Here is a 21,678-nt window from a genome sequence, read left to right on the forward strand (position 1 = left end):
GGTGCGACCACGCCCCGCACTGCTGTCCGTCGAGGGGTCCGTCGAGGGGTCCGTCGAGGGTTACGCCGGCCGGGGCCGTGACTGGTAGAGCCGGGTGTAGTAGCGGCCCTCCGCCTCCAGACCCGTGGGATCGTCACCGGCCTTGAGCACGTGGTCCACCGCGCTGCTCTGCTCGGTGAGATCGGTGAAAAGCCGCTGCGGATAGGTCCGTTCGGGATCGGTCTCGGTGGCGAGACCGTGGGCGTCCAGGGTCGCCAGGATCTGCTGGAAAGGCACCGTGCGCAGCACGAACGCGCTCACCCACACCGGGACGCGTGTCGCGTCGAGGAGTGCGTCGAAGGTGCGGTGGGTGATGTAGCCGATGCCTCCGGTGACCGTGATCAGGCCGACGCGCTCCACGGCGCGGCGCAGCCCGTCGCTGGGCGGGTGACGCTCGAGGTTCTCGGCATAGGCCTCGTCGAGCAACCCCACCTCCAGGGCGTAGCGCGTCGCGTTGTCGGCGGTGTCGAGGCCGATGGCAGGGACCGCGTCCGCCCGTCGCCGCGAGGCGTAGAACTCCTTGTCGGCCTCGATGAGCTCGCCCCGGGTCAGGTCGCCGACCTCGGCGCTGGTGTAGTGCGCGTACAGGTCCGCGAGTGTGAGGTCGTGGTTGAGCAGCGCCGCGTTGATCCCGTACGAGCAGCAGAGGTCGAGGACCGTGACGGGGAGATGGGTGCCGCGCACCGCCGACCGCTGGGCGAGCGTGCGCCGGAAGACGTCCTGAGCCTGTTGCGGTATCTCGTACTGCAAGGGGGCCAGCGTGCGGAAGTACGCGCGGGGGTCAGGCTGGTTGTAGATGTCGTCGAACCGGGTCTTGCCTGCCGCGGTCGTCGTTCGGGCACCGGTCATGAGGCATGCCTCCTCGTGCTGAGTGGCGGGTCTACGGCCGCGATACGTCTACCTGACCGATGGCTCAACCCGATAGACCTCATGGCGGTAACCGGCCACCACGGCGGTCAGGAGTCCCTGATGTCACCTCGGCCCGTTCGGTTTGCCCGCTGGTCGAAGCCCGGTGATCCGCTGCTGACCAAGAGCGCCTCCGAAGCTGGTTCAGGCCCGAACGGCTGGGATCATGCCTATGCCGCCGTCGGTCGTTTCGGTTTCGGCTCCGCCGCGGTGACCGGTGGTGCGGGCGACGGCGGCTGCGTCTGCTGGGCCTTCTCCAGGAACCGCAGGAGCTCCACGGGGAAGGGCAGTACGAGGGTCGAGTTCTTCTCGGCGGCGACGGCCACCACGGTCTGGAGCAGCCGCAGTTGGAGCGCGGCCGGCTCGTCCGCCATCTGGTGCGCGGCCTCGGCGAGCTTCTTGGAGGCTTGCAGCTCGGCGTCCGCGTTGATCACGCGGGCCCGCCGCTCGCGGTCGGCCTCGGCCTGTCGCGCCATGGACCGTTTCATGGTCTCCGGGAGCGACACGTCCTTGATCTCGACGCGGTCGATCTGCACGCCCCAGCCGAGGGCAGGGGAGTCGATCATCAATTCCAGGCCTTGGTTGAGCTTCTCGCGGTTGGAGAGGAGATCGTCCAGGTCGCTCTTGCCGATGATCGAGCGCAGGGACGTCTGCGCCATCTGCGAGACCGCGAAGCGGTAGTCCTCGACCTTGATCACCGCGTCTGCCGCGTCGATCACCTTGAAGTAGATGACCGCGTCCACGCGCACCGTGACGTTGTCGCGCGTGATGCCGTCCTGCGCGGGGACCGGCATCGTCACGATCTGCAGGTTCACCTTGTGCAGCCGGTCCACACCGGGGACGATCATGGTGAATCCCGGCTGGCGGATGTTTTCCCGCAGCCGGCCCAGGCGGAGCACCACGCCTCGCTCGTACTGCTTGACCACGCGGGCCGCCGACACCACGTACACAAAACCGGCGGCCGCGACCGCGGCCCCTGCTGTGAGCAGCTCTTCGACCATGACGACCCCCCTTCTTCCGAGTCGCCCGTCTGATAACAAAGATATGCCCAGGTTTGTCCGTGGTCGAGCCTCGGCCGATCCCGCCGCTGACCAGCGCCGCTGACTAGGGTGGGGCGGTGTTCACCTCCCAGGGACCCACACTCCGCGAACTGGCCGTGCAAGCCCTTTCGTCCATCGAGGACGGCTACGACCTGCTGGCCCCGAAGTTCGACCACACCCCTTTCCGTACGCCGGACCGGATCCTGGACGCGGTCGCGGACACGCTGGGCGGCCTCGGGCCGTTCGACGCGGGTCTCGACGTCTGCTGCGGGACCGGCGCGGGCGTCGAGACGCTGCTGCCGCTGTGCCGGGAGCGGGTCATCGGCGTGGACTTCAGCGCCGGGATGCTGGCCGAGGCGCGGGCCGCCGTTCCGCGCGAGGGTGGGTTCGCGGTGGGTGACGGTGGGCCCGCCGGGGATGACGGCGGGCCCGTGGTGGACTGGGTGCGGGCCGACGCCCGCGCCCTGCCCTTCGTCGATGCCTTCGACCTGGCGGTGAGCTTCGGGGCGTTCGGGCACTTCCTGCCCGCCGAGCGCCCGCGGCTGTTCGCGGAGGTCTGCGGGGCGTTGCGGCCCGGCGGGGTCTTCGCTTTCCCGATCGGTGCGCCGCCGCCCCTGACGTCGCCGCTGCACTGGGCGATGCTCGGCTTCGACGGGGTGATGCGGGTGCGGAATCTGCTGTGGCGTCCGCCGTTCGTCATGTACTACAGGACTTTTCCGCTGCGGGGTGTGCTTGAGGACCTGCTTCGGGCCGGGTTCACGATGCGGTTGCATCCGCTGGAGGAGTTCGGGCGCCGGGTCGATGGCAGTCCCCGCTGGTGCATGGTCGAGGCGCGGAAGGTCTGAGCGTCACTCGGGGCGGGGCTCGCGGTTACTGGAATGCCCTGCGGTAGGCCTGCGGGCTGACTCCGGCGACGCGCTTGAAACGGTCGCGGAAGGCTGTGGGCGAGCCGAAGCCGACCTGGACGGCGATGCGCTCGACGGAGTGCCCGGTCGTTTCGAGCAGGTGCTGGGCCTGGCGGATCCGTGCGCGGTGCAGCCACTGCAACGGCGTGCTGCCCGTCTGATCCCGGAAGCGGCGCAACAGGGTACGGGTGCTCATGCCCGCCCGTCCCGCGATGTCCTCCAGGGTGAGCTCGCGCCCGGCGTTCTCCTCCAGCCAGCGCAGGAGCGGTTCGAGCTCCGAGCCCTGCGGGGTGGGCGGAGCCTCGGCGACGATGAACTGGGCCTGGCCGCCCTCGCGTTCCAGGGGCATCACCGAGAGGCGGGCGGCGTCCGCCGCGACGGCGGAGCCGTAGTCCCGGCGGATCAGATGCAGACACAGGTCGAGCCCGGCGGCGGCGCCGGCGGACGTCAGGATCTGCCCGTTGTCGACGTAGAGCACGTCCGGGTCGACCTCGATGTCGGGATGGCGTGCGGCAAGACCGGCCGCGGCCATCCAGTGTGTGGTGGCGCGGAGCCCTGACAGGAGTCCTGCCGCGGCGAGCGTGAAGGTGCCCGCGCAGATCGAGGCGATCCGCGTGCCGTTCGCCGCCGCGTCCCGCAGCGCGTCCAGCACCGCGTCGGGAACCGGCCTGGACACGTCGGCGGTGCCGGGCACGATGATCGTGTCCGCGTCCGCGAGCCCCTCCAGGCCCCACGGCGCCTGGAGGGTGAACAGTCCGGCGTCGACCAGCGGCGCGGCGGCGCAGACGCGCACCCGGTAGCCGTCACGGCCGCCCGGCAGCCGGGTGCGGCTGAAGACCTCGATGGGAGTGGACAGGTCGAACGGGATGACGGTGTCCAGCGCCAGAACGGCCACGGTGTGCATGGCGGCAACGTACGGCAGAGTCGGGATCCCGCCAAGCGCGAGCACAGGCGATGAGGCTTCCCCGTACCGCGTGAGCTGGCCTGGGATTCGATGGCGGTATCTCTGCGAAGCCTGTCACTAATGCCACTGTTCCGCCGCGGGGAGCGCTGGCTAATCTCGGCGACCGGGTCCCGATCGGGAGCCGCCTGACCTCCGCCGTTCTCCGAATCCCAGAGGCCCTTGTGACCAAGTTCTTCCTGACGCTGCATGTGCTGGCCGCCATCCTCGCCGTCGGCCCGGTCACCGTCGCCGCCAGCATGTTCCCCGCGGCCCTGCGCCGCGCCCAGGCCGACCCGCAGGACACGGCGGCCGTAGCCTCGCTGCGCCTGCTGCAGCGCATCTGTTCGGTGTACGCGTTCGTCGGAGTCGCCGTCCCCGTCACCGGATTCGCGACCGCGAGCAGCCTGAACGTGCTCGGCAGCGCCTGGCTGATCGCCTCGATCATCCTCACGGCCGCGGCGGCCGCGGTGCTCATCGTCCTGGTCCTGCCGCGTCAGGAGGCGGCGCTCGAAGCGGTGACAGGGGAGGGCGGCGACGACGGCGCGCGCGGCCAACTGGCCGAGGGCGCAGGAGTGGTGGCCGTAGCCGACCGCACCAGTTCCCAACTCGCGATGTACACAGGCGTGTTCAACCTCCTCTGGGCCACCGTCACCGTCCTCATGATCATCAGGCCCGGCTCCACGACCGGAGCCTGATCCCTCGTACGGAGTTGCTCGAACCTAGGGCCTGTCCCAGGGCCCGTCGTCCTAGATCGCTGTTGACCCCCGTGGAGCGAAACCCCTAAGTTCGGTGAACGTGCGTTCACCAGCGCTTTCCTTACCACGGGGGTATCAGGAATGGTCCGTGCACCACATGCTCCACAGGCCGCTGACCCGGCCGCCCTGCCACCGGCCGCCGCCCTGTACGTCGAGCTGGCGCTCGACGACGCCGAACAGGAGCGGCTGCGCGCCGTCGCGCCGGGGCCTGTCTGGTTCGCCGAACCGGACTCCGAATCCGCCGACGACGCACGCGTCCTCGCCGACTCCCACATCGCCCTCGGCAACCCGAGGGCGGACCGTCTTGAGCAGGCGCCGCACCTGCGCTGGCTGCAGCTCGCCTCCGTCGGCATCGACCGCTATGTGGGCCTCGACTGGCCGGTCCTGGGGCAACGGCTGACCGTCACCAACCTCGGCGGGCTCTTCGCCGACCCGGTCGCGGAGACCTGCCTCGCGGGCATCCTCGCGCTCTACCGCGGTGTCGACGTCCTGGCCGGACTCCGCGCGGGGGAGTCCTGGTCGAAGCTCGACGTACGCCCGGGCCTGCGGCTCCTGGGCGAGGCGAACGTCCTCATCCTCGGCAGGGGATCCATCGCCCTGCGCCTGGCCGCACTCCTCGCGCCCTTCGGCTGCTCCGTCACGCACTTCGCCCGGGGCGACGGCGACATCCGCACCCGGCGCGAACTCGACGCCACACTGCCCGAGTTCGACGTCGTCGTGGGACTGCTGCCGGGCACGGACGAGACCGCGGACCTCTTCGACCGGCGGCGCGTCGACCGGCTGCGTCCCGGCGCGGTCTTCGTGAACGCCGGACGCGGCACCCTGGCGGACGAGGACGCCCTGGTCGCCGCCCTCGCCTCCGGCCGGCTCGGCGGCGCGGTCCTCGACGTGACCCGCGAGGAACCGCTCCCCGCCGGGCACCCGCTCTGGAGCTGCCCGAACGTGATCCTCACCCAGCACACCGCGGGCGGTTCACGCGACGAGACGAAGCGGATCGTCGACGTGTTCGTGGACAACTGGCAGCGGCTCACCGAGGGAAAGCCGCTGCGCAACGTCGTGCGCTGGTCCCAGGGGTACTAGTAGGTACTGGTACCAGGACCACGCGCCGTCACAGGAAGTGGAAGCCCGGCCTCGGGTGCATGAGGAAGTCGTGGTGCGAGATGTTCCACGCGTACGCGCCCGCCATCGCGAACGCCACCCGGTCCCCGGCCCGCAGCCCCGTCACCGGAACCTGCCGGGCCAGGACGTCCTTCGGGGTGCACAACTGCCCCGCGAACGTCACCCGGTCCTGCCGTGCCTCGGACCGGGGCCAGGGGTGCCGCCACGGCTCGCGCGCCGGGAGCACGGTGCAGGGCTGGTCGTGGCCCTTGGCCGCGGGGGTGCGCAGATGGTGGGTGCCGCCGCGCACCACCGCGAACTCCTCGCCGTGGCTCTGCTTCACGTCCAGGACCTCGGTGGCGTACCAGCCGCAGTACGCGGTGAGCGCCCTCCCCGGCTCGATACGCAGCGTCAGTTCCGGGTGCGCCGCGCAGAGTCGGGCGAGGCCTTCTCCGTACGCGGCCCAGTCGAAGCGCGCGCCGGGGTCGGCGTAGTCCACGCTCATCCCGCCACCGACGTTCACCTCCGCGAGGCGGATGCCGTGCCGCCGGGCCAGCGCCTGCGACCAGGTCACGACGGACTCGGCGATCGCGAGCTGCCGCGGTGCGTCGAGTCCGCTGGCCAAATGGGCGTGCACGCCCAGTAGATGGAGTTGGCCGAGGCTGCCGTCGGTGAACAGCGAGACCACGGAATCCGCCTCGGCCGGGTCGATGCCGAAGGGAGTGGGGCGCCCGCCCATCGCGAGGGAACTGCCCGCCAGGGACTCGGCGTTGAGGTCGAGATTGAAGCGGAGCAGGACGCCGACGCGGGTGTGCGGCGCGGCGCGGGCGGCGATCGAGGCCAGCATCCGCAGCTCGTAGGCGCTCTCGACATGGAAGCGTTCCACGCCGAGCTCAAGGGCTGCCGTGGTCTCGTCCGGCGTCTTGCCGGGGCCGCCGAAGGCCAGCGGCCGTCCCGCGACCGCCTTGGCCACATGGGCGAGTTCGCCGCCGGATGAGACCTCGTAGCCGTCGACGTGCGGGCCGAGCGCGGTCAGGATCTCCGGCTCCGGATTGGCCTTGGCGGCGTAATAGAGCTCCACCTGCCGGGGGAGCGCGGCGCGCACCGCGGCGGCATGGGCGTCGAGCGCCGACAGGTCGTACAGATAGGCGGGCAGTTCCTCCGCGGCGAGGCCGAGGGCACGCTCACGTACGGCGGGGGTGGGGAGGGTCATTCGGTGATGCTCCAAGGTGCGTCGGTGCGGGCGCCCAGGTCCCGTACGTGCTCGGCGAGCGGAAAGGGGGAGGTGAGACGGACATATCCCGCGTCCCGGTCGGCCTTGCGCTCCCAGCGGGTGAGCAGATTGGCCTTGGCGGGCAGCGGCACTCCGGCGAGCAGGGCGCTGAGCCGGGGCGGGCAGCCGTGCGTGTCGGCGAACTCCTGCACGGTGGCACGGACTTGTGACCAGAGCGCGGCCTCGGTGTGCGGATGGAGGTCGGCGAGGGCGGCGAGCAGCTCGGCGACGTGGTTCACCAGGAGGCAGTAGACGACGCGGTCCCAGCCGCGCTGCGCGTCGTACGTCATCGGGCCCGCGACCTCGGGCGGGAGCGCGGCCAGGGTCTCCGCGTGACGCTCCGGGACCAGCTTGGTGCCCTCCAGGTCGCGGAAGAGCACCTGCGCGGGCATGCCGTCGTCGTCGACGCAGATCAGGACGTTCTGCAGATGCGGTTCGAGCACCAGGCCGTGGTCGAAGTACGCGGCGAGCACCGGCGGCAGCAGAAGCCGGAGATACCTCTGCCACCAGTCGAGCGCCCGCTGCGGGCCCGCGCCCCCGAGGAGGCGGGAAATGTGGCCCGGCCCTGTCGGGTACTCGTCCGCGACGGCCGCGGCGAGCAGCGGTGTCGTGCCGGGAAGGAGCCGTCCGGCCAGGCCTTCGCGGACGATGACGCCGAAGCCCTCCAGGAGGGCGAGGTCGGGGCGCCCGTCGGGACCCGGGAGCGCAAGGCCGCGGTAGGCGGGCTCACGGAGCACGGCGTTGCCCGGGAAGCGGGCGGCCAGGTCGTCCAGGGTGCCTTCGAGTACGCGGGTGAGTGCGACCGCGCCCGACAGTTCGTAACTGGCGTTCTTGCGCAGGCAGTTGGTGATGCGGACGTTCAGGCTGAACTTCAGGAAGGTGTCACCGTCGTACAGCGTGCGCACGGAGGCGGTGGCGGCGAAGGGGGAGCCGCCGGGCCCCAGGTCGATGACGTCGTCGCGGTCCAGGGCGGCACGCAGCCCCGGGTGCTCCCGCAGCAGGTCGTACTGCCAGGGGTGCACCGGAAGGAGCCGGTAGCCGTCCGGCACGGTGCCGAGGCGGTCGAGGGGGGCCGTGGCGCCCGGCCGCGCCGACTCCTCGGCGATGAGGTGGTCCCGTACGGCGAGGTGGCGCAGCGGGAAGGCTGCCGCGGTCTCGGGGGCGTACGCCGCCCAGTCGGCGAGGTCGCCGCCGCGGGCCTTGGGAGTGGGGTGGAAGCGGTGGCCGAACAGCAGGGACTGCTCGGAGGCGAGGTAGTCCGCGAGCCACTTCGGGGCCGGGGCCGGGGTCGTCCCCGTGAAGGGAGCCGAGGGCGTCTCCGGGGAGGGAGCCGGGGCCGTCTCCGTGGACGGCGCCGGACGGGCGGCGGCGATCGCGGCGCTGACGCCTTCGTGGCTGGAGGCGATCTGCTCCAGGAACTCCTCGTTGCTCACGCCCGTACGCAGCGAGAGCTCGGCATGGGTGTACTCGGCGAGGCGCGGCCAGCCCACCTCCACCCAGGCGCCGTCCCGCTGCTCGGTCACCGGGCCGGTGAAGCGGTGGGCGCCGAGGAGGGACGCGCGGCGCAGCGCGACGCGCAGGAGGACCCCGCGGCGCGGCAGCCGGAGCAGGAGGTCGCCGTCGACGACGGCGGTCTGGTGCTCGGGGCCGGAGACCTCGCGCAGCAGGCAGTTGAGGAGGGTGTGCGTCACCGCTTGGTCGGCGCTGGGCAGACGGGTGGGCGCGGCCCCGGCGACGGGGGCGCCCGCGACGAGGGCGGCGGACTGGGCGGGCGCCCAGGGCGGGGCGGCGAACGTGCCGGTCGGCAAGGACATCAACGGCTCCAGCGGATGCGGGGCGAGCGGCGGAACAGGGCGGGGAGAGTGGCGGCGGCCAGGGCGACCAGGGCGATCGCGGTGCCGGTCAGGAGGGGCGCGGGCAGGCCGATGAGGCTGTGGCCGGCCGCTGCCGCGAGACCGGCGGCGACCGCGCCGCCTTTGGAGACGAGCTCCAGCGTGCCGAACATCCCGCCGGGGGGCCTGCCGTGGGCGCACTCGGCGGCCAGCACGGACAGGCTGACGAGGCCGAGGGTGAGGCCCGCGCCGAGCAGCAGTCGCACGCCGGTGAAGGCGGCGAGCGAATCGGCGGCGCCGTGCCCGGCGAGACCGAGCGCGACCAGACCGAACCCGGCGGCGATCCCCTGCATGGGGCGGCGCTCGACGGCCCGGTGCACCCGCAGCGCGAACAGCAGGTAGCACAGGTGCGGCAGGGCGAACAGCACGCCGGACACGACCGGCGAGACGCCGGGTATTCGCTCCTCGACCAGCGCGATCAGGTAGGGGAAGGAGATGACGGTGGAGAAGACGAAGGCGAACTCGAAGGCGTAGAGCGCCCTGAGAGGGGCGAGCGGTGCGGCGGTCTCCGGCGCGTCGGCCACTTCGGTGCCCGGCGGTTTCGCCGTGGGCTCCGGCAGGGCCGCGAGCATCACGGCCGCGGCGAGCGGCAGGGCGGCGAGCAGTGCGTACTGGCGGTGCGGGGAGATCCAGGGGGTCAGCGAGCCGACGACGATCGGCGCGAGGACGAGCGCTGCCCGCGCGGCACCCTGCATCAAGGTGAGCGCCTTGGAGAGGCCCGAGCCGGTGAGCGCGGCGGCGAGGTAGCCGTTGGACGCGGCGAACGTGCCGCCCAGGACGCCTTGCAGCACCAGGGCCGTGACGAACGCGCCGAGGGAATCGGCCCATCCGGCGAGCAAGAAGGAGACGGCGAGGCCGAGTTGGGCCCGCAGGAGCAGCCGTTTTCGGCCGAAGCGGTCGGCGGCCCGGCCCCACAGGGGCGCGCCGAGCGCGCCGAAGACCGTCGGGACGACGTACAGGAGCCCGGCCCAGCGGGCGGTCGTGTCGCCCAACTCAGGGAGGATCGCGGTGAGATACGGGGGCAGACCGAGCGCGGCGAAGGACGCGACGAAGTAGCAGGCGGCGACGGCGTGCACTTGGCGCCGGCCGAATCCTGTGCCCACGGTCGGGCCCTCCGTAAGCGCGTGCGCCGATGAAGCGGTGGCCATCATGAAGTCCCCGCCTGCCGCAGGTAGTTGGGTCCTGTCGTGTAGTGCTTGTTGATGTCGGCGGCCCCGGAGCGCTCCTTGGAGAGCAGGGTGCCCGCGGTGACCATCGCCTTGACGGGCAGCTCGGGCGCGTCAAGGACGTGCGCCCGCAGAAGCGCACCCGGTTCGCCCGGGCCGAGCCGCTCGACGGCCTCGGCGAGCCGCTCGCGCACGAGCCGGAGCAGCCGCTCCAGCGGGGCGTGGCCGTGCCGGGCGAGCCCGAAGGCGTAGGAGCCGGCGCAGAGGTGGAGGGTGATGGTGGTGAACACGTCGAGCACGGGCCGATCTCCGTCGACGAAGATCCTGAGATCATTGAACGCGCCGGTCTCCAGGGCCTGTTGCCCCATGGCGTCATGCAGCCGGTTGAGGTTGACGCGGGGCCCGTCGTTGTCCTTGAACAGCAGCCGCAGCCGGGTGGGGCCGGTCACGTCACCCCCCGCGGGGTGGTCCATCACCAGCGAGATGTTCTGCTGATGCGACTCCAGGGCGATCCCGTAGGCGAAGAGGGTGGTCTGCCAGTCGAAGAGGAGGGTGAGTGTGGCGTCCAGGAGGGCGAGGGGGTCGCCGCCGTAGAAGCGGTCGGCGAGGTGGTCGATCAGCAGCCGGTCGCCGCCGGGCGCCGGGCACAGGAGCGCGGCCATCGGCACGACCGCGGCGCCGTCGAGACCGGCGGGGTAGCGGCGCAGGAGCACGGCGAGGAGTTCATGTCCGGCGTGGGCGAAGCGGGTCTCGTCCGCGTGCAGGACGACACCTTTGAACCGGGGTTCACGGTCGATGACGGCTTCGACGAGCCGCTGGCCCGCGGCGCCGTCGGCGAGGGTGCCCGGCTTGATGGTGCGCCGGTTGCGCAGGCCCAGCGTGGCGGTGGCGAGCGGCAGTTTGAGGTGCTGCGTGGCGTCGGAGGTGAGGGCGACGGTACGCATCGAGAGGGTCGGTACGACGTCGGGTCCGGGACGGTCGACGAGCCGGGCCCGCCCGTCGAGCCCCGCTGCCCGCAGCGCGTCCCGCAGGGGTCCTTCCGCGGTCAAGGGGTGTACGGGGAGGAGGAGATGGGTCCCTTCGAGCTCGGGCATGCCGGCTGCGGCGGGTGACAGCCAGGAGGTGGTGTTGCCGCCGATGGTGAGGGCCTCGCGGGGGAGGGCGAGCTGTCGCAGCGCGAAGGTGGGGTGGAACTCGGGTGCGTACGAGCGCAGTTGGTCGACGGAGAGCCCGGAGCGGCCGCGCGAGGTGGGATACACGGGGTGATCGGCCCGAGCGGCGAGGACGTCGTAACCGAGCCCGCCCGCAAGTCCGGTCCAGTCGGCGGGATCCGCGCCGTACCGGCCGACGAGCAGGCTCTCCACCTCACCCTTCGTCTCGTCATGCAGCCGCAGGGCATCGAGGGCCTGCTCACACTCCACGGCGAACGCCTCGAACCCGCCACGGTCGACGGGCTCGGCGAGATCACGCAGGGCACCGAGAATGCTGCCCGCGTCGGCGAGTTCGCACCCGTCGGACTCCCACCGAAGCAGGGGGAGCCGAGCGGCGTACGCGGCTTGATAACCGTCCGGGTGGACGGCCATCAGCAGAGCGTCGGCGCCGGGCACGCACCCGGCGGGGCGCGGACTCGGCGTGTTCCCGGCGGGGCTGCCTCCGGGCGGGTCAGCGAAGGCGACCTCGGCTTCTACGGAGCCAGGGGGTTCCGCGCCAGGCGGGACGGCGGCCTGGACGTCGGGGCCGACCGCCCCCGAGCCAGGCCCACCGCTCACGCCGACGCCGGGCAGGCGGGCGGAACCACGGGAGGCCGCAGCTTCTTCTACGGAGGCATGGGGTGCCGCTGCCGGCGGGATCGCGCCTGGCAGGCCGCATCCACGGCCCTCGGCGGCGGCTTCGTCCTCGGCGGAGGCATCGCGCGTGCTTGGCGCGGCCGCAGTGGGCAGGCCGCCCCTGGCCGCGTCGGTACCGACCCGCGGCGCGGGGACCCTAGCGGTGGCTTCGTCGTCCGCGGGGGCATTGCGCACCGCGTCCGGCGGGATCGCCCCTGGCAGGCCGTCCCCATGGTCCGCGTCGGCGTCGATGCCCTGCCGTGGCACGGCGGTTCTGGAGGCGGCTTCGTCCTCTGCGGAGGCATCGCGCGTGCTTGGCGCGGCCGCAGTGGGCAGGCCGCCCCCGCCTCCGTCGGCACCGACCCGCGGCGCGGGGACCCTAGCGGTGGCTTCGTCGTCCGCGGAGTTTTCCCGCACCGCCGCCACCGGCAGTCTCAGCCACAAGCCGTCCGGTTGCCGCACCGCCGTGCTTCGGGTGCGCCACCCCGCCACGTCCTCGCGCAGGAGCGCGCTCAGTACGCGTAACAGGAGCTCGGCCTCGACGTCGGCCCCGGTCGAAGGCGCCCCGCCAGGCTGACGCGTCACGGCGTGATCTCCCAGTGATGCTCGGCGAGGAAGTCCGCCACGGCTCGGTCCACCGCCGACTGTTCGGTGCCGGTGGCGCGGACCACCCCGAGGAAGTCCCGGTTCGTGCCGTGGAGTTCGTGGCGTTCGCCGACTTCGCGCAGTGGGCGGTAGGTGAGATGTACCCCGCCCACCCTCACTTCGGTCGCGCCCGGCGCAGCCGTCAGCGTTCCGGCGCTCTGCGCGCACGGATAGTCGAGCAGTGCCCGGCCGTCCGTCCGCGCGCCCAGGTCCGAAGGGAGCGGCTCGCCCAGATGCGTACGGAGGATGTGCTCGAAGAGCGGTATGTCCAGGAGCTGGGCGAGGAGCAGATCGCACTGGTCGCCGATGGCCCGGTAGTTGACCTCGATGAGCCGTGCCCGCCCCTCCGACACCACGAATTCCGTGTGGCACGCCCCGAACCCCACCCCAAGCACATCAAGTTGGGTCAGGACCTGAGCCACCACCGCCTCCGGATGCGCCGGGACGAACGTCAGCCGTTCCTCTATGAAGTACGGCGGCGGCGACACCTCCGTACGGAAGCCGCCCAGTACGTGCCTGACGTGGCCGTCGCCGAGCGTCTCCAGGGTGCACAACTCCCCGGCCAGGTACTCCTCGACGACCAGTGCCGCCCCCGGACGCCGCGCCTGTATCTCCGCGCACCGCCTCACCAGCTGCTCCGGTCCCTCGACCAGCACCACGTCCTCGCTCGCTACACCCTCCCGCGGCTTGACCACGCACGGGAACGGCACGTCGAGAGCCGTGAGTTCGGCCGGATCCTGGTCGGCGGACAGCTCCGCCGACCACACCGCGTCAGCACCCGCAGCCGCGAGATGGCGCCGCATCTGCGCCTTGTCCTTGGTGCGCAGCGCGGCCCGCCAGTCCTTGCCGGGCAGCCCGAAGTACTCGGCGGCCAGGGCGGCTTGGGTCTGCAGATGGTCACTGTTGGTGAAGATCGCGCCGGGGGAGTGGTGGGAGGAGATCCGGCTGATGACGGCACGGAAATCGAGTACGTCGCACTCCAGGATCTCCACAGACCCCACAGGCTTGCGAGACTCCAGGGATTCGAGGCTCTTCTGAGCCAGGCCGTCCCGGTGGGCATCCGGCTGATCGGTGAGGAGGGTGACGTCGAGGCCGAGCCTGCGCGCGGCGGGCAGAAAACCTTCGGTGACCGAGTCGGTGGGGTTGCGGGCAAGGACGTACAGCCGCATGGCGAGTCCACTTCCGGGTGCGAGCGGAGGTGCATGTGGGGGGAGAGAACCGGGGGGGGAGGGGCGGGCCGGTCGATCGGCCCACCCCCAACCAGCGGCTACTTGGCCGGAAGTTCGGCGCCCGTCGCCTTGGCCACGTCTTCGAGGACATGCTCCGCGGCCTGGACACCGATGCCGGACATCCACGTCTCGTCCGGGACCGTGAAGACCTTCTTCTTCTTGACGGCCGTCAGGTCCTTCCAGACCGGGTTGGACGTGACGTCCTTCTGCTGGGTCTTGTCGGGAGCGTCGGCGACCGTCACGAAGATCAGGTCGGCGTCGGCCTTGTCGATCTGCTCGGGGCTGACGTCCAGCATCGTCTTCTCGGGGTCGGACGAGTTCTGCGAGGCCGGGCGCGTGAGGCCGATGTCGTCGAGGACGATGCCGCTGTAGGCGGACTTCTGGTAGAGCCGGGTCGGGCCCGCGATGAAGCGGACGACCGAGGCCGACGGCATCTTCCCGTCGTACTTCGCCTTGATGGATTCACCCAGGGCCTTGGCACGCGTCTCGTAGCTCTTGAGCGCCGTGTCGGCCTGGCTCTCCATGCCGAGCGCCTTGGCGTGGACCTTCAGGTTCTCCTTCCAGGGAGAACCCGTGGTCTCGGTGAAGACGGTCGGCGCGATGCCCTTGAGCTTGTCGTAGACCTTCTCGTGCCGGACCTTGGAGGAAAGGATCAGATCGGGCTTGAGGGAGGCGATCAGCTCCAGGTTCGGCTCCTCCATCGGGCCGACGTCCTTCACGCCGCCGATCTTGTCCTTGAGGTACGAGGGGAAGCCGCCCGCGGTCTTGAAGTGCGGGGAGACCGCGCCCACCGGCTTGACGCCGAGCAGCGTGACGTCGTCGAGCTCTCCGGTGTCGAGGACGACGACCTTCTGCGGCCGTGAGGGGATCTCGGTGCTGCCCATCGCGTGCTTGATGGTGCGCGGGAAACCGGTGTCGGCGGCGGAGTCGCCCTTGCCCTTGTCGTCCCCGTCGGAGTCACCGCACGCGGCGAGCGCGCCGGTTCCGAGGACGACGGTGAGCAGGACGGCACTGAGCCTGCGTGGAAGGGTGCTTGTGGTCATGAGGGCTGGATTCCCTTGCTGTGAGCGGATGGTGGGGCAGTGGGACGGGACCGGTCGTGATGGACGGGACGTGACGCCGGGGACGGTCAGACGGGGACGGCCAGGCGGGGACGGCCAGGCGGGGACGGCCAGGCGGGGACGATCAGGCGGGGACGGCCGGATCGCCCGAAGCGCGGCGGGCGGTTCTGCCTTTCGGTACGACCAGTGGGGTGCCGGTCTCCGGGTCGGGGATGACCCGGCAGTCGACGTCGAACACGTCCTTGACGAGTTCCGCGTCGAGTACGTCGGCGGGCGCCCCGGCCGCGGCGAGCTGCCCGTCCTTGAGGACGACCAGGTGGTCCGCGTACCGGGCGGCCTGCCCGAGGTCGTGCAGCACCATCACCACGGTGCGGTCCGCCTCGGTGTGCAGATCGGCGACCAGGTCGAGTACGTCGAGCTGGTGCCGCAGGTCCAGGAAGGTGGTCGGCTCGTCGAGGAGCAGCAGTTCGGTGTCCTGGGCGAGCGCGAGGGCGATCCAGGCGCGCTGGCGCTGGCCGCCGGAGAGCCGGTCCACGCTTCGATCGCGCAGCTCCGTGGTGCCGGTGCGCTCCAACGCCTCGTCCACCGCGGCCTGGTCGGCCTTGGACCAGGGGCTGAGGAAGGTCTGGTGGGGGTAGCGGCCCAGGCGTACGAGGGCTTCGACCGTGATGGCCTCGGGTGTCACCGGCTGCTGCGGCAGGAGGCCCATCCGCCGGGCGAGCGCACGCGCGGACATCCGGTGGATGTCGGCGCCGTCCAGGGCGACACTGCCGCCGGCGGGCGCGAGCAGCCGCGTCAGACCGCGCAGGAGGGTGGACTTGCCGCAGGCGTTCGGGCCGACGATGGCGGTGACGGCGCCGCCGGGCAGCGTCATGTCGAGGCCGCCGACCACGACCTTGTCGCCGTACCGCAAGTCGAGCCCGTGCGTGGAGAGTTGGTTGGCGGGGGACGCCGGTGCGGACGTCTGTGTGGGGCTCATGCGGCACTCCGGTTGACGGGCCTGCTCTGTCGGATCATCAGGACAAGGAGCCAGGGAGCGCCGAGCGTCGCGGTGACCACCCCGACGGGGAGCCCGGACACCGGCAGCAGATGCTGCACCACCAGGTCGGACGCGAGGAGCAGCACCGCGCCCGCGAGGCCGGTGAGCGCCAGCGTCCCCGGGGTCGGCGGGCCCGCGACGAACCGCACCAGATGCGGTACGGCGAGCGCCACGAATGCGACGGGCCCGGTGAGAGCGGCGGCGAGCGAGGCCAACACGATGGCGGTGAGGAGGAGTTGGAGACGGGCGGCGGACGGGTTCAGGCCGAGCCCGCCCGCCGACTCGTCGCCGAGATCCAGTACGGCGAGCCGCCGCTGGAGCGCGAACGCGGCCACCAGCGCGAGCGCCACAGTGCCTCCTGCGGCCCACACCTCGGTCCACGTCCGCCCGTAGAGCGATCCGGTGGTCCATTGCAGTGCGGAGCTCGCGAGTTCGGCGGGGAAGCGTACGACCATGAGGTTCACGGCGGCGGCGAGGCCCGCCTGGACTGCGAGCCCGACGAGCACGAGGCGGGTGACGGTGAGCCCCGAGCGCCAGCCGAACACTCCGAGAAACAGAGCCGCCAGGAGGCCGCCGCCCAGCGCTGCCAGGGGGATCAGTGTCTGGGACGCCCCCGTGGCGAGCAGTACGACGGCCCCGAAGGAGGCGCCGCCCGTCACGCCCATCACGTCCGGCGAGGCCAGTGGATTGCGGAACACCCGCTGCAACATCGATCCCGCGACCCCGAGCCCGACCCCGGCGATGACCGCCGCGACCACCCGGGGCGCCCGGAAGTCCTGCACCACGAGCACGTCCGCCGGGTCACCGAGCCCGACAAGGCCACGCAGCGCGACGGACGCCGCCATCGGCATCTGGCCCTTCGTCAGGGCGAGTGTGAAGAGGACGAAGAGGATGGCGAGGCCGCAGACGGCGAGCAGCGCGAGGCGGCGGGCCTGCCGGGCTCGTGTCCCGGTGGGGGCGGCCTTGGCCTCCCGTACGGCGAAGACGGTCATCGCGCCACCTTCCGGGCCAGGACCGCGAGCAGCGGCGCGCCGAGGAAGGCGCTGACGATGCCGACCTCAAGCTCGGAGGGGCGCACGACGACGCGGCCGAGTACGTCGGCGGCCAGGAGCAGCAGCGGCCCGGCGATCAGACAGCCTGGCACGAGCAGCCGGTGGTCGGAGCCGACCGCGAGCCGCACGAGATGCGGGGCCGCGAGCCCGATGAACGCGACGGGCCCGGCGACCGCCACCGCCGAGCCCGCGAGGAGGACGACCGCGATGCCCCCGGCCACGCGGATCCTGGCCACCGGCACGCCGAGCGCCTGCGCCGAATCGTCGCCAAGGGCGAGGGCGTTGAGGGCGGGCGAGATCGCGAGGGCGAGGACCAGGCCGATGACGAGCGTGGGAAGGACCGGCCAGAGCACGTCGAGCGTGCGCCCGGACAGCGACCCCGCCAGCCAGAAGCGGGCCTCGTCCAGCGTCCGTTCGCTGGCCAGCATCACGGCCTGGGTCCAGGAGAGGAGCACCATCTGGAGCACGACGCCACCGAGCGCGAGCCGCACCGGATCGAGGTCACCCGCGTGCCGTGCCAGCATCTGGGCGAGCATTCCGGCCGCCGCGGCACCGAAGAAGGCGAACCACAAGTACTCGACGGGCCGCGTGAGATGCAGGGCGTAGATGGCGACGACGACCGCGAATCCGGCACCCGCGTTGATGCCGAGCGTGGTCGGCGATGCCAGCGGGTTGCGCGTGATGCCCTGGGCGACGGCCCCGGCCACGCCTAGGGCGGCGCCCACGGCGAGCGCGACGACGGTGCGCGGGAGGCGCAGTCCGGTGACGACGATCGCGTCCCGCCCATGGGCGTCGCCGAAGAGCGCTTCGGCCACGGTGGACAGCGGCACCGGGCGAGACCCCAGGGCCAGGCTCAGCGCGGCGCACAGGGCCAACGCGCCGATTCCGGCGAGGAGTAGAGGGATCCGCCGCGCGGAGGGGCTGCCTGGCGGGACGGCCCGAGCGATCTTGGACACGGGGCGAGAGTTTAGGTTAGGTATGCCTAACGATGTCAACTCGCTGTGAGGGGTGGATCACTCGCGATGGCGAGGTTGGCGGCGCGCCGCTCACGATGCGGCAAGTTGAAGAGAAATAAGGTAAGCCTTACCTAGTTCGCGGTGGACGGGTTCGCCGCGGAACGACCGATGGCCCTGCCTTCCAAGGAGTACGAGTGCCGCTGACCGTGGCCCCGGACCTGGCGCCGAACGCCACCGCCGTGAGCCCCGCCGCCCTGCTCGCCGCGACCTGCCGGCGGCTCGCCGCGCACTGCGAGACACTCGCCGTCACGGTCGCGCAACCCGGCTCGACTCCGGGGCAAGGGTGGGTCACCGGCGCCGAACTGACGTCGGATCAGGACGCTCTGGAGGCCTTCGTCGCGGCGGAAGCGGCACGCATCCACGCCGGTCACGACCACACCCCGCGCCCGGACGTCGCCGCATCCCGCGCCCTGCACGGCTACCTCTGGTCGGTCTCCCTGCTGATGAGCGGTGCCTGGTACCTGGAGCGTCGCGTGCCGCGGATCCGCCCCGAGGACGTGCGCGTCCACCTGGAGACCGGCGCCTTCGAGGTCGTCCCCGGTTCCTTCGCCTGCCTCCAGGGCGACCCGGCGGCCGGGCTCCCCGGAGTGCAGGTCCTCGCCGACGAGGAGTCTCTCCGCGTCGAACTCCGTGCCGCGGTCGTCGCGCACATGCGGCCGCTGCTCACGGCGATCGGGCCCCGACTGCGGCGCGGGCAGCGGGCGTTGTGGGGCATGGCCGGGGACGACCTCATCTCCGGGATCTGGTACCTGGGGCGCATGCTCGGCCAGGAGGACGAGGCGCTGCGAGCGGTGGACGCGCTGCTCCCCGGCCCTGTCGAGCCCTTCCCCGGCGGCGCGGCCTTCCGCCATCTGACGACGCGTGACGGCGAGCGGCACCCGACCCGCACCCGTCTCGGCTGCTGCCTCTACTACACGATCCGCGCCGCCGAGGCGTGCGGCACCTGCCCGCGCGTCTGCGACGCGGAACGACTGCGGAGGCTGGAGGCGGACATCACCTCGGCCGACGTACCGTCGGAAGCCGCGCGGTGAGATCGTGATAGGGAATCTCGCGTAGCCCTCGCTCACGCCAGGAGACGCCGATGCCCTTCCAGGTTCCCGTCATCGACATCACGCCGTACGTCGACGACGACGGCCCGGCGGCCGAACGCGCCCGCGTGGCACGGGAGATGGACGAAGCCTGCGCCCGTGTCGGCTTCGTCCAGATCCTCGGTCACGGCGTTCCCGACGAGACGGTGGACGGCCTGACCGCCGCCGTGGACGGCTTCTTCGGCCTGCCCCTGGAGACGAGGAAGAGCTACCGCGTCACCGGCGCGAACCGCGGCTACAGCCCGCCCAAGAGTGAATCCCTCAGCCTGAGCCTCGGCCTGGAGTCCGCCGGGCGCATGAACGACTTCTTCGAGGCGTTCAACATCGGCACCGAAGCCCGCTCGTTCCCCGGACTCGACCTCTCCGAGGACGACTACGGGCTCAACATCTGGCCCACGCAGGTCGACGGCTTCGAACCGGCCGTGCTGAACTACTTCGCCGAGGCCGGCCGCGTGGCACGCACCCTGACCCGCGTCTTCGCGGACGCCCTGGGGGAGCCGTCCGACTTCTTCGAGCCGCTGACCGACCACTCCATCGACGTACTGCGCATGAACAACTACGCCCTCCCGGAAGGCACCGTCACCCTCGACGGCGACCTGACGGGGATGGGCGAGCACACCGACTTCGGCCTCGTCACCGTGTTGTGGGCGGACCAGGTCGCCGGTCTTCAGGTGCTCGGCACCGACGGGGCCTGGCACGACGTCACCCCCGTCGACGGCGCGCTCCTGGTCAACCTCGGCGACCTCACGGCCCGGCTCACCAACGACCGTTGGATGTCCACCCTGCACCGCGTCAAGCCGCCGATCGTGGACGGCGGCATCGTCCGGCGCCGGTCCGCCGCCTACTTCCACGACGGCAACGTCGACGCGGTCATCTCCACACTGCCGAGCCATCTCGACGCCTCCGACGAACTCGCCTACGAACCGATCCTCGTGCGCGACCACATCAAGGCGAAGCTCGCGGGATCCCGGCAGGGCAAGGCGAACGCCGCGGCCGTCCGGGAGGCGGCGCGGGTGCGCGCGGCCGCGGGGCGGGAGGCAGGGAAGGGCGGCCCCGCGGCCGGATCCGGCTCGGTCACGCCTGGTCGAGGGAGGCGCGGATCGCCTCCAGAGCCTCGGTGATGTGCGCTTCGGCTGCCGCCTTGTCGATGCCGAGCCCGGCGAGGGTGCCCGTGCCGCCCTCCGCCTCCAGGAGCGAGAGCAGGATGTGCTCGGTCCCGATGTAGTTGTGACCGAGCCGCAGCGCCTCGCGGTAGGTGAGCTCGAGGACCTTCTTCGCCCCGGCGTCGTACGGGATGAGGTCGGGCACCTCGCCCACAGCGGGAGGCAGCGCTTCGGTGACGCTCTCGCGGATCGCGTCGAGCGAACTCCCCAGCGCGACAAGGGCCTTCGCGGCGAGGGCGTCCGGGTCGGTCAGGAGGGCGAGCGTCAGGTGGCCGGGGCCGATCTCGTCGTTCCCCGCGGCGCGGGCCTCCTCCTGCGAGGCCATGACCACGTGCTTCGCCCGTGGGGTGAACCTGCTGAAGCCCTGACGGGGATCGAGGTCCGACATCTCGCCGGGGTCCTTGGCCACGAACCGCTTCTGGGCCGCCTGCCGGGTGACCCCCATGCTCTTGCCGATCTCCGTCCACGAGGCGCCCGAGCGGCGCGCCTGGTCCACGAAGTGGCCGATCAGATGGTCGGCGACGTCGCCGAGGTGATCGGCGGCGATCACGGCGTCGGAGAGCTGGTCGAGGGCTGCTTCGGGGTGGGCCTTCTTGATGGCCTGGATCAGATCGTCCAGACGGATGGGGTGAGTGGGTTGCGTCATGTGTCAACGGTAGGTTGACAGTGAAGAGGGTGTCAACCCTTCGTTGACACCCCGCCTCCCGTCGACAGGTGCTCCAACTACTCCTTCCAGGGGGAGTTCTGGATGACCTCGACGAAGTCGCCGCGCGTGTAGCCGGGGACGAAGTGTTCGAGGACGTCGGCCTTCACGTTTCCGAAGGTGGTCTCCGGCTTGGGGGCGATGCCCTCGGTGAACGCCTCCAGGATCCGCCGCTTGAAGTCGGGGCGTGGATGCAGCGCGGTGATCTCGGCGCGATCGCCGGGGGTCAGGTCCTCGTAGCCGATGCCCAGTACGTCGTACTCCACCCCGGCGGTGACCAGGGCGACCTCCGGTTCCATGAACTCGGGGATGCCCGGGGTCGTGTGCAGGGCGATGGCGGTCCACACTCGGCGCACGCTGTCCTCCGGGACGCCGTGACCGTGCAGGAAGCGACGGGCCTCCTCCGCGCTGTCCACCTCGAAGCGGCGCCCGCTGTCCCGGAACCGCTCACCCAGGCCCAGGTCGTGGAACATCGCGCCGATGTAGAGCAGTTCGGGGTCGAAGCTCAGTCCCCGTCGCGCGCCTTGCAGGCTGCCGAACCAGAAGACGCGGCGGGAGTGGTGGTAGATCAGGTCGCTCGCCGTGTCCCGCACCAGTTCGGTGGCGGCTGCGGCCAGCTTGGTGTCCGGCACGGACACCCCGGCGGCGGAGGAGGAGTGGGCGGAAGTCGCGTGGGCGGTCATGGTGTGACTCCTGTCGTCATGGAGAAGGGGGGGCGGGGCGCCGGGCGCAGGGTTGTGGCCCCACTGCCGGAACCTGTCAGCCCCTTGGGGCCAGCCTGCTCTCCGTACGCCTTCCGCGGCCATGTCCCTGTGGACACGTACCCCACACATCTGGAC

General features: G+C 71.6%; 19 protein-coding genes. 5 read left to right on the top strand and 14 right to left on the bottom strand.

The features are described from left to right. Window positions 1-60 precede the first annotated feature (60 nt). Complete coding sequence (locus ACWGI2_RS07380) at window positions 61-888, bottom strand: hypothetical protein (protein ID WP_453396128.1); 828 nt, start codon at window positions 886-888, stop codon at window positions 61-63. A 227-nt stretch (window positions 889-1,115) separates the two neighbouring features. Further along, a complete protein-coding gene (locus tag ACWGI2_RS07385; RefSeq protein WP_453396129.1) occupies window positions 1,116-1,946 on the bottom strand; it encodes a slipin family protein in 831 nt (276 codons plus the stop codon). A 116-nt stretch (window positions 1,947-2,062) separates the two neighbouring features. On the opposite strand from ACWGI2_RS07385, the gene ACWGI2_RS07390 reads away from it, so the two are divergent. Further along, window positions 2,063-2,830, top strand: coding sequence for a class I SAM-dependent methyltransferase (locus ACWGI2_RS07390; RefSeq protein ID WP_453396130.1), 768 nt, complete (start codon window positions 2,063-2,065; stop codon window positions 2,828-2,830). A gap of 25 nt (window positions 2,831-2,855) precedes the next feature. Here the strand turns inward: ACWGI2_RS07390 and ACWGI2_RS07395 are convergent, their stop codons facing one another. Then, window positions 2,856-3,794, bottom strand: a complete 939-nt coding sequence (locus tag ACWGI2_RS07395) for a GlxA family transcriptional regulator (protein ID WP_453396131.1) — start codon at window positions 3,792-3,794, stop codon at window positions 2,856-2,858. A 221-nt stretch (window positions 3,795-4,015) separates the two neighbouring features. Between ACWGI2_RS07395 and ACWGI2_RS07400 the strand changes: the two genes are divergently transcribed. Together ACWGI2_RS07400 and ACWGI2_RS07405 are read left to right on the top strand one after the other, a co-directional pair. Next, window positions 4,016-4,528, top strand: a complete 513-nt coding sequence (locus ACWGI2_RS07400; protein ID WP_453396132.1) for a hypothetical protein — start codon at window positions 4,016-4,018, stop codon at window positions 4,526-4,528. Between the two features lie 141 nt (window positions 4,529-4,669). Then, window positions 4,670-5,668 carry a D-2-hydroxyacid dehydrogenase gene (locus tag ACWGI2_RS07405; protein ID WP_453396133.1) on the top strand — a complete coding sequence of 333 codons (999 nt, stop codon included), beginning with the start codon at window positions 4,670-4,672 and terminating at the stop codon, window positions 5,666-5,668. A gap of 28 nt (window positions 5,669-5,696) precedes the next feature. On the opposite strand, the gene ACWGI2_RS07410 is transcribed toward ACWGI2_RS07405, so the two are convergent. The 9 genes from ACWGI2_RS07410 to ACWGI2_RS07450 all read right to left on the bottom strand — a co-directional run bounded on the left by ACWGI2_RS07410 (window position 5,697) and on the right by ACWGI2_RS07450 (window position 17,825). Further along, window positions 5,697-6,899: a type III PLP-dependent enzyme gene (locus ACWGI2_RS07410; protein ID WP_453396134.1), complete on the bottom strand. Its 1,203-nt coding sequence runs from the start codon at window positions 6,897-6,899 to the stop codon at window positions 5,697-5,699. After that, a complete protein-coding gene (locus ACWGI2_RS07415) occupies window positions 6,896-8,773 on the bottom strand; it encodes an IucA/IucC family protein (RefSeq protein WP_453396135.1) in 1,878 nt (625 codons plus the stop codon). Before ACWGI2_RS07415 ends, ACWGI2_RS07410 begins: the two co-directional genes overlap by 4 nt. Next, on the bottom strand, window positions 8,773-9,999 hold the full coding sequence (locus tag ACWGI2_RS07420) for an MFS transporter (protein WP_453694684.1): 1,227 nt from the start codon (window positions 9,997-9,999) through the stop codon (window positions 8,773-8,775). Before ACWGI2_RS07420 ends, ACWGI2_RS07415 begins: the two co-directional genes overlap by 1 nt. Further along, window positions 9,999-11,786 (bottom strand): IucA/IucC family protein, encoded by a 1,788-nt coding sequence (locus ACWGI2_RS07425; protein WP_453694685.1) that lies wholly within the window; start codon window positions 11,784-11,786, stop codon window positions 9,999-10,001. Before ACWGI2_RS07425 ends, ACWGI2_RS07420 begins: the two co-directional genes overlap by 1 nt. A gap of 638 nt (window positions 11,787-12,424) precedes the next feature. Further along, window positions 12,425-13,657, bottom strand: coding sequence for an ATP-grasp domain-containing protein (locus tag ACWGI2_RS07430; protein WP_453694436.1), 1,233 nt, complete (start codon window positions 13,655-13,657; stop codon window positions 12,425-12,427). A gap of 98 nt (window positions 13,658-13,755) precedes the next feature. After that, window positions 13,756-14,760, bottom strand: a complete 1,005-nt coding sequence (locus ACWGI2_RS07435; RefSeq protein ID WP_453694437.1) for an ABC transporter substrate-binding protein — start codon at window positions 14,758-14,760, stop codon at window positions 13,756-13,758. A gap of 142 nt (window positions 14,761-14,902) precedes the next feature. Beyond that, on the bottom strand, window positions 14,903-15,757 hold the full coding sequence (locus ACWGI2_RS07440) for an ABC transporter ATP-binding protein (protein ID WP_453399185.1): 855 nt from the start codon (window positions 15,755-15,757) through the stop codon (window positions 14,903-14,905). Next, a complete protein-coding gene (locus ACWGI2_RS07445) occupies window positions 15,754-16,809 on the bottom strand; it encodes a FecCD family ABC transporter permease (protein ID WP_453694438.1) in 1,056 nt (351 codons plus the stop codon). Before ACWGI2_RS07445 ends, ACWGI2_RS07440 begins: the two co-directional genes overlap by 4 nt. Next, a complete protein-coding gene (locus ACWGI2_RS07450; RefSeq protein ID WP_453399183.1) occupies window positions 16,806-17,825 on the bottom strand; it encodes a FecCD family ABC transporter permease in 1,020 nt (339 codons plus the stop codon). The genes ACWGI2_RS07445 and ACWGI2_RS07450 overlap by 4 nt, the downstream gene beginning before the upstream one ends. Window positions 17,826-18,025: 200 nt before the next feature. Here ACWGI2_RS07450 and ACWGI2_RS07455 point away from each other — a divergent pair, with 200 nt between their 5' ends. Then, complete coding sequence (locus ACWGI2_RS07455; protein ID WP_453694686.1) at window positions 18,026-18,916, top strand: (2Fe-2S)-binding protein; 891 nt, start codon at window positions 18,026-18,028, stop codon at window positions 18,914-18,916. A 50-nt stretch (window positions 18,917-18,966) separates the two neighbouring features. Next, window positions 18,967-20,094 carry an isopenicillin N synthase family dioxygenase gene (locus ACWGI2_RS07460; RefSeq protein ID WP_453694439.1) on the top strand — a complete coding sequence of 376 codons (1,128 nt, stop codon included), beginning with the start codon at window positions 18,967-18,969 and terminating at the stop codon, window positions 20,092-20,094. On the opposite strand, the gene ACWGI2_RS07465 is transcribed toward ACWGI2_RS07460, so the two are convergent. Both ACWGI2_RS07465 and ACWGI2_RS07470 read right to left on the bottom strand, forming a co-directional pair. Beyond that, window positions 20,048-20,782, bottom strand: coding sequence for a Clp protease N-terminal domain-containing protein (locus ACWGI2_RS07465; RefSeq protein WP_453399181.1), 735 nt, complete (start codon window positions 20,780-20,782; stop codon window positions 20,048-20,050). The genes ACWGI2_RS07460 and ACWGI2_RS07465 overlap by 47 nt on opposite strands. 77 nt (window positions 20,783-20,859) lie before the next feature. Further along, window positions 20,860-21,522, bottom strand: a complete 663-nt coding sequence (locus ACWGI2_RS07470) for an HD domain-containing protein (RefSeq protein WP_453694440.1) — start codon at window positions 21,520-21,522, stop codon at window positions 20,860-20,862. Between the last annotated feature and the right edge of the window lie 156 nt (window positions 21,523-21,678).

It is taken from the genome of Streptomyces sp. NPDC054866 (assembly GCF_053610745.1).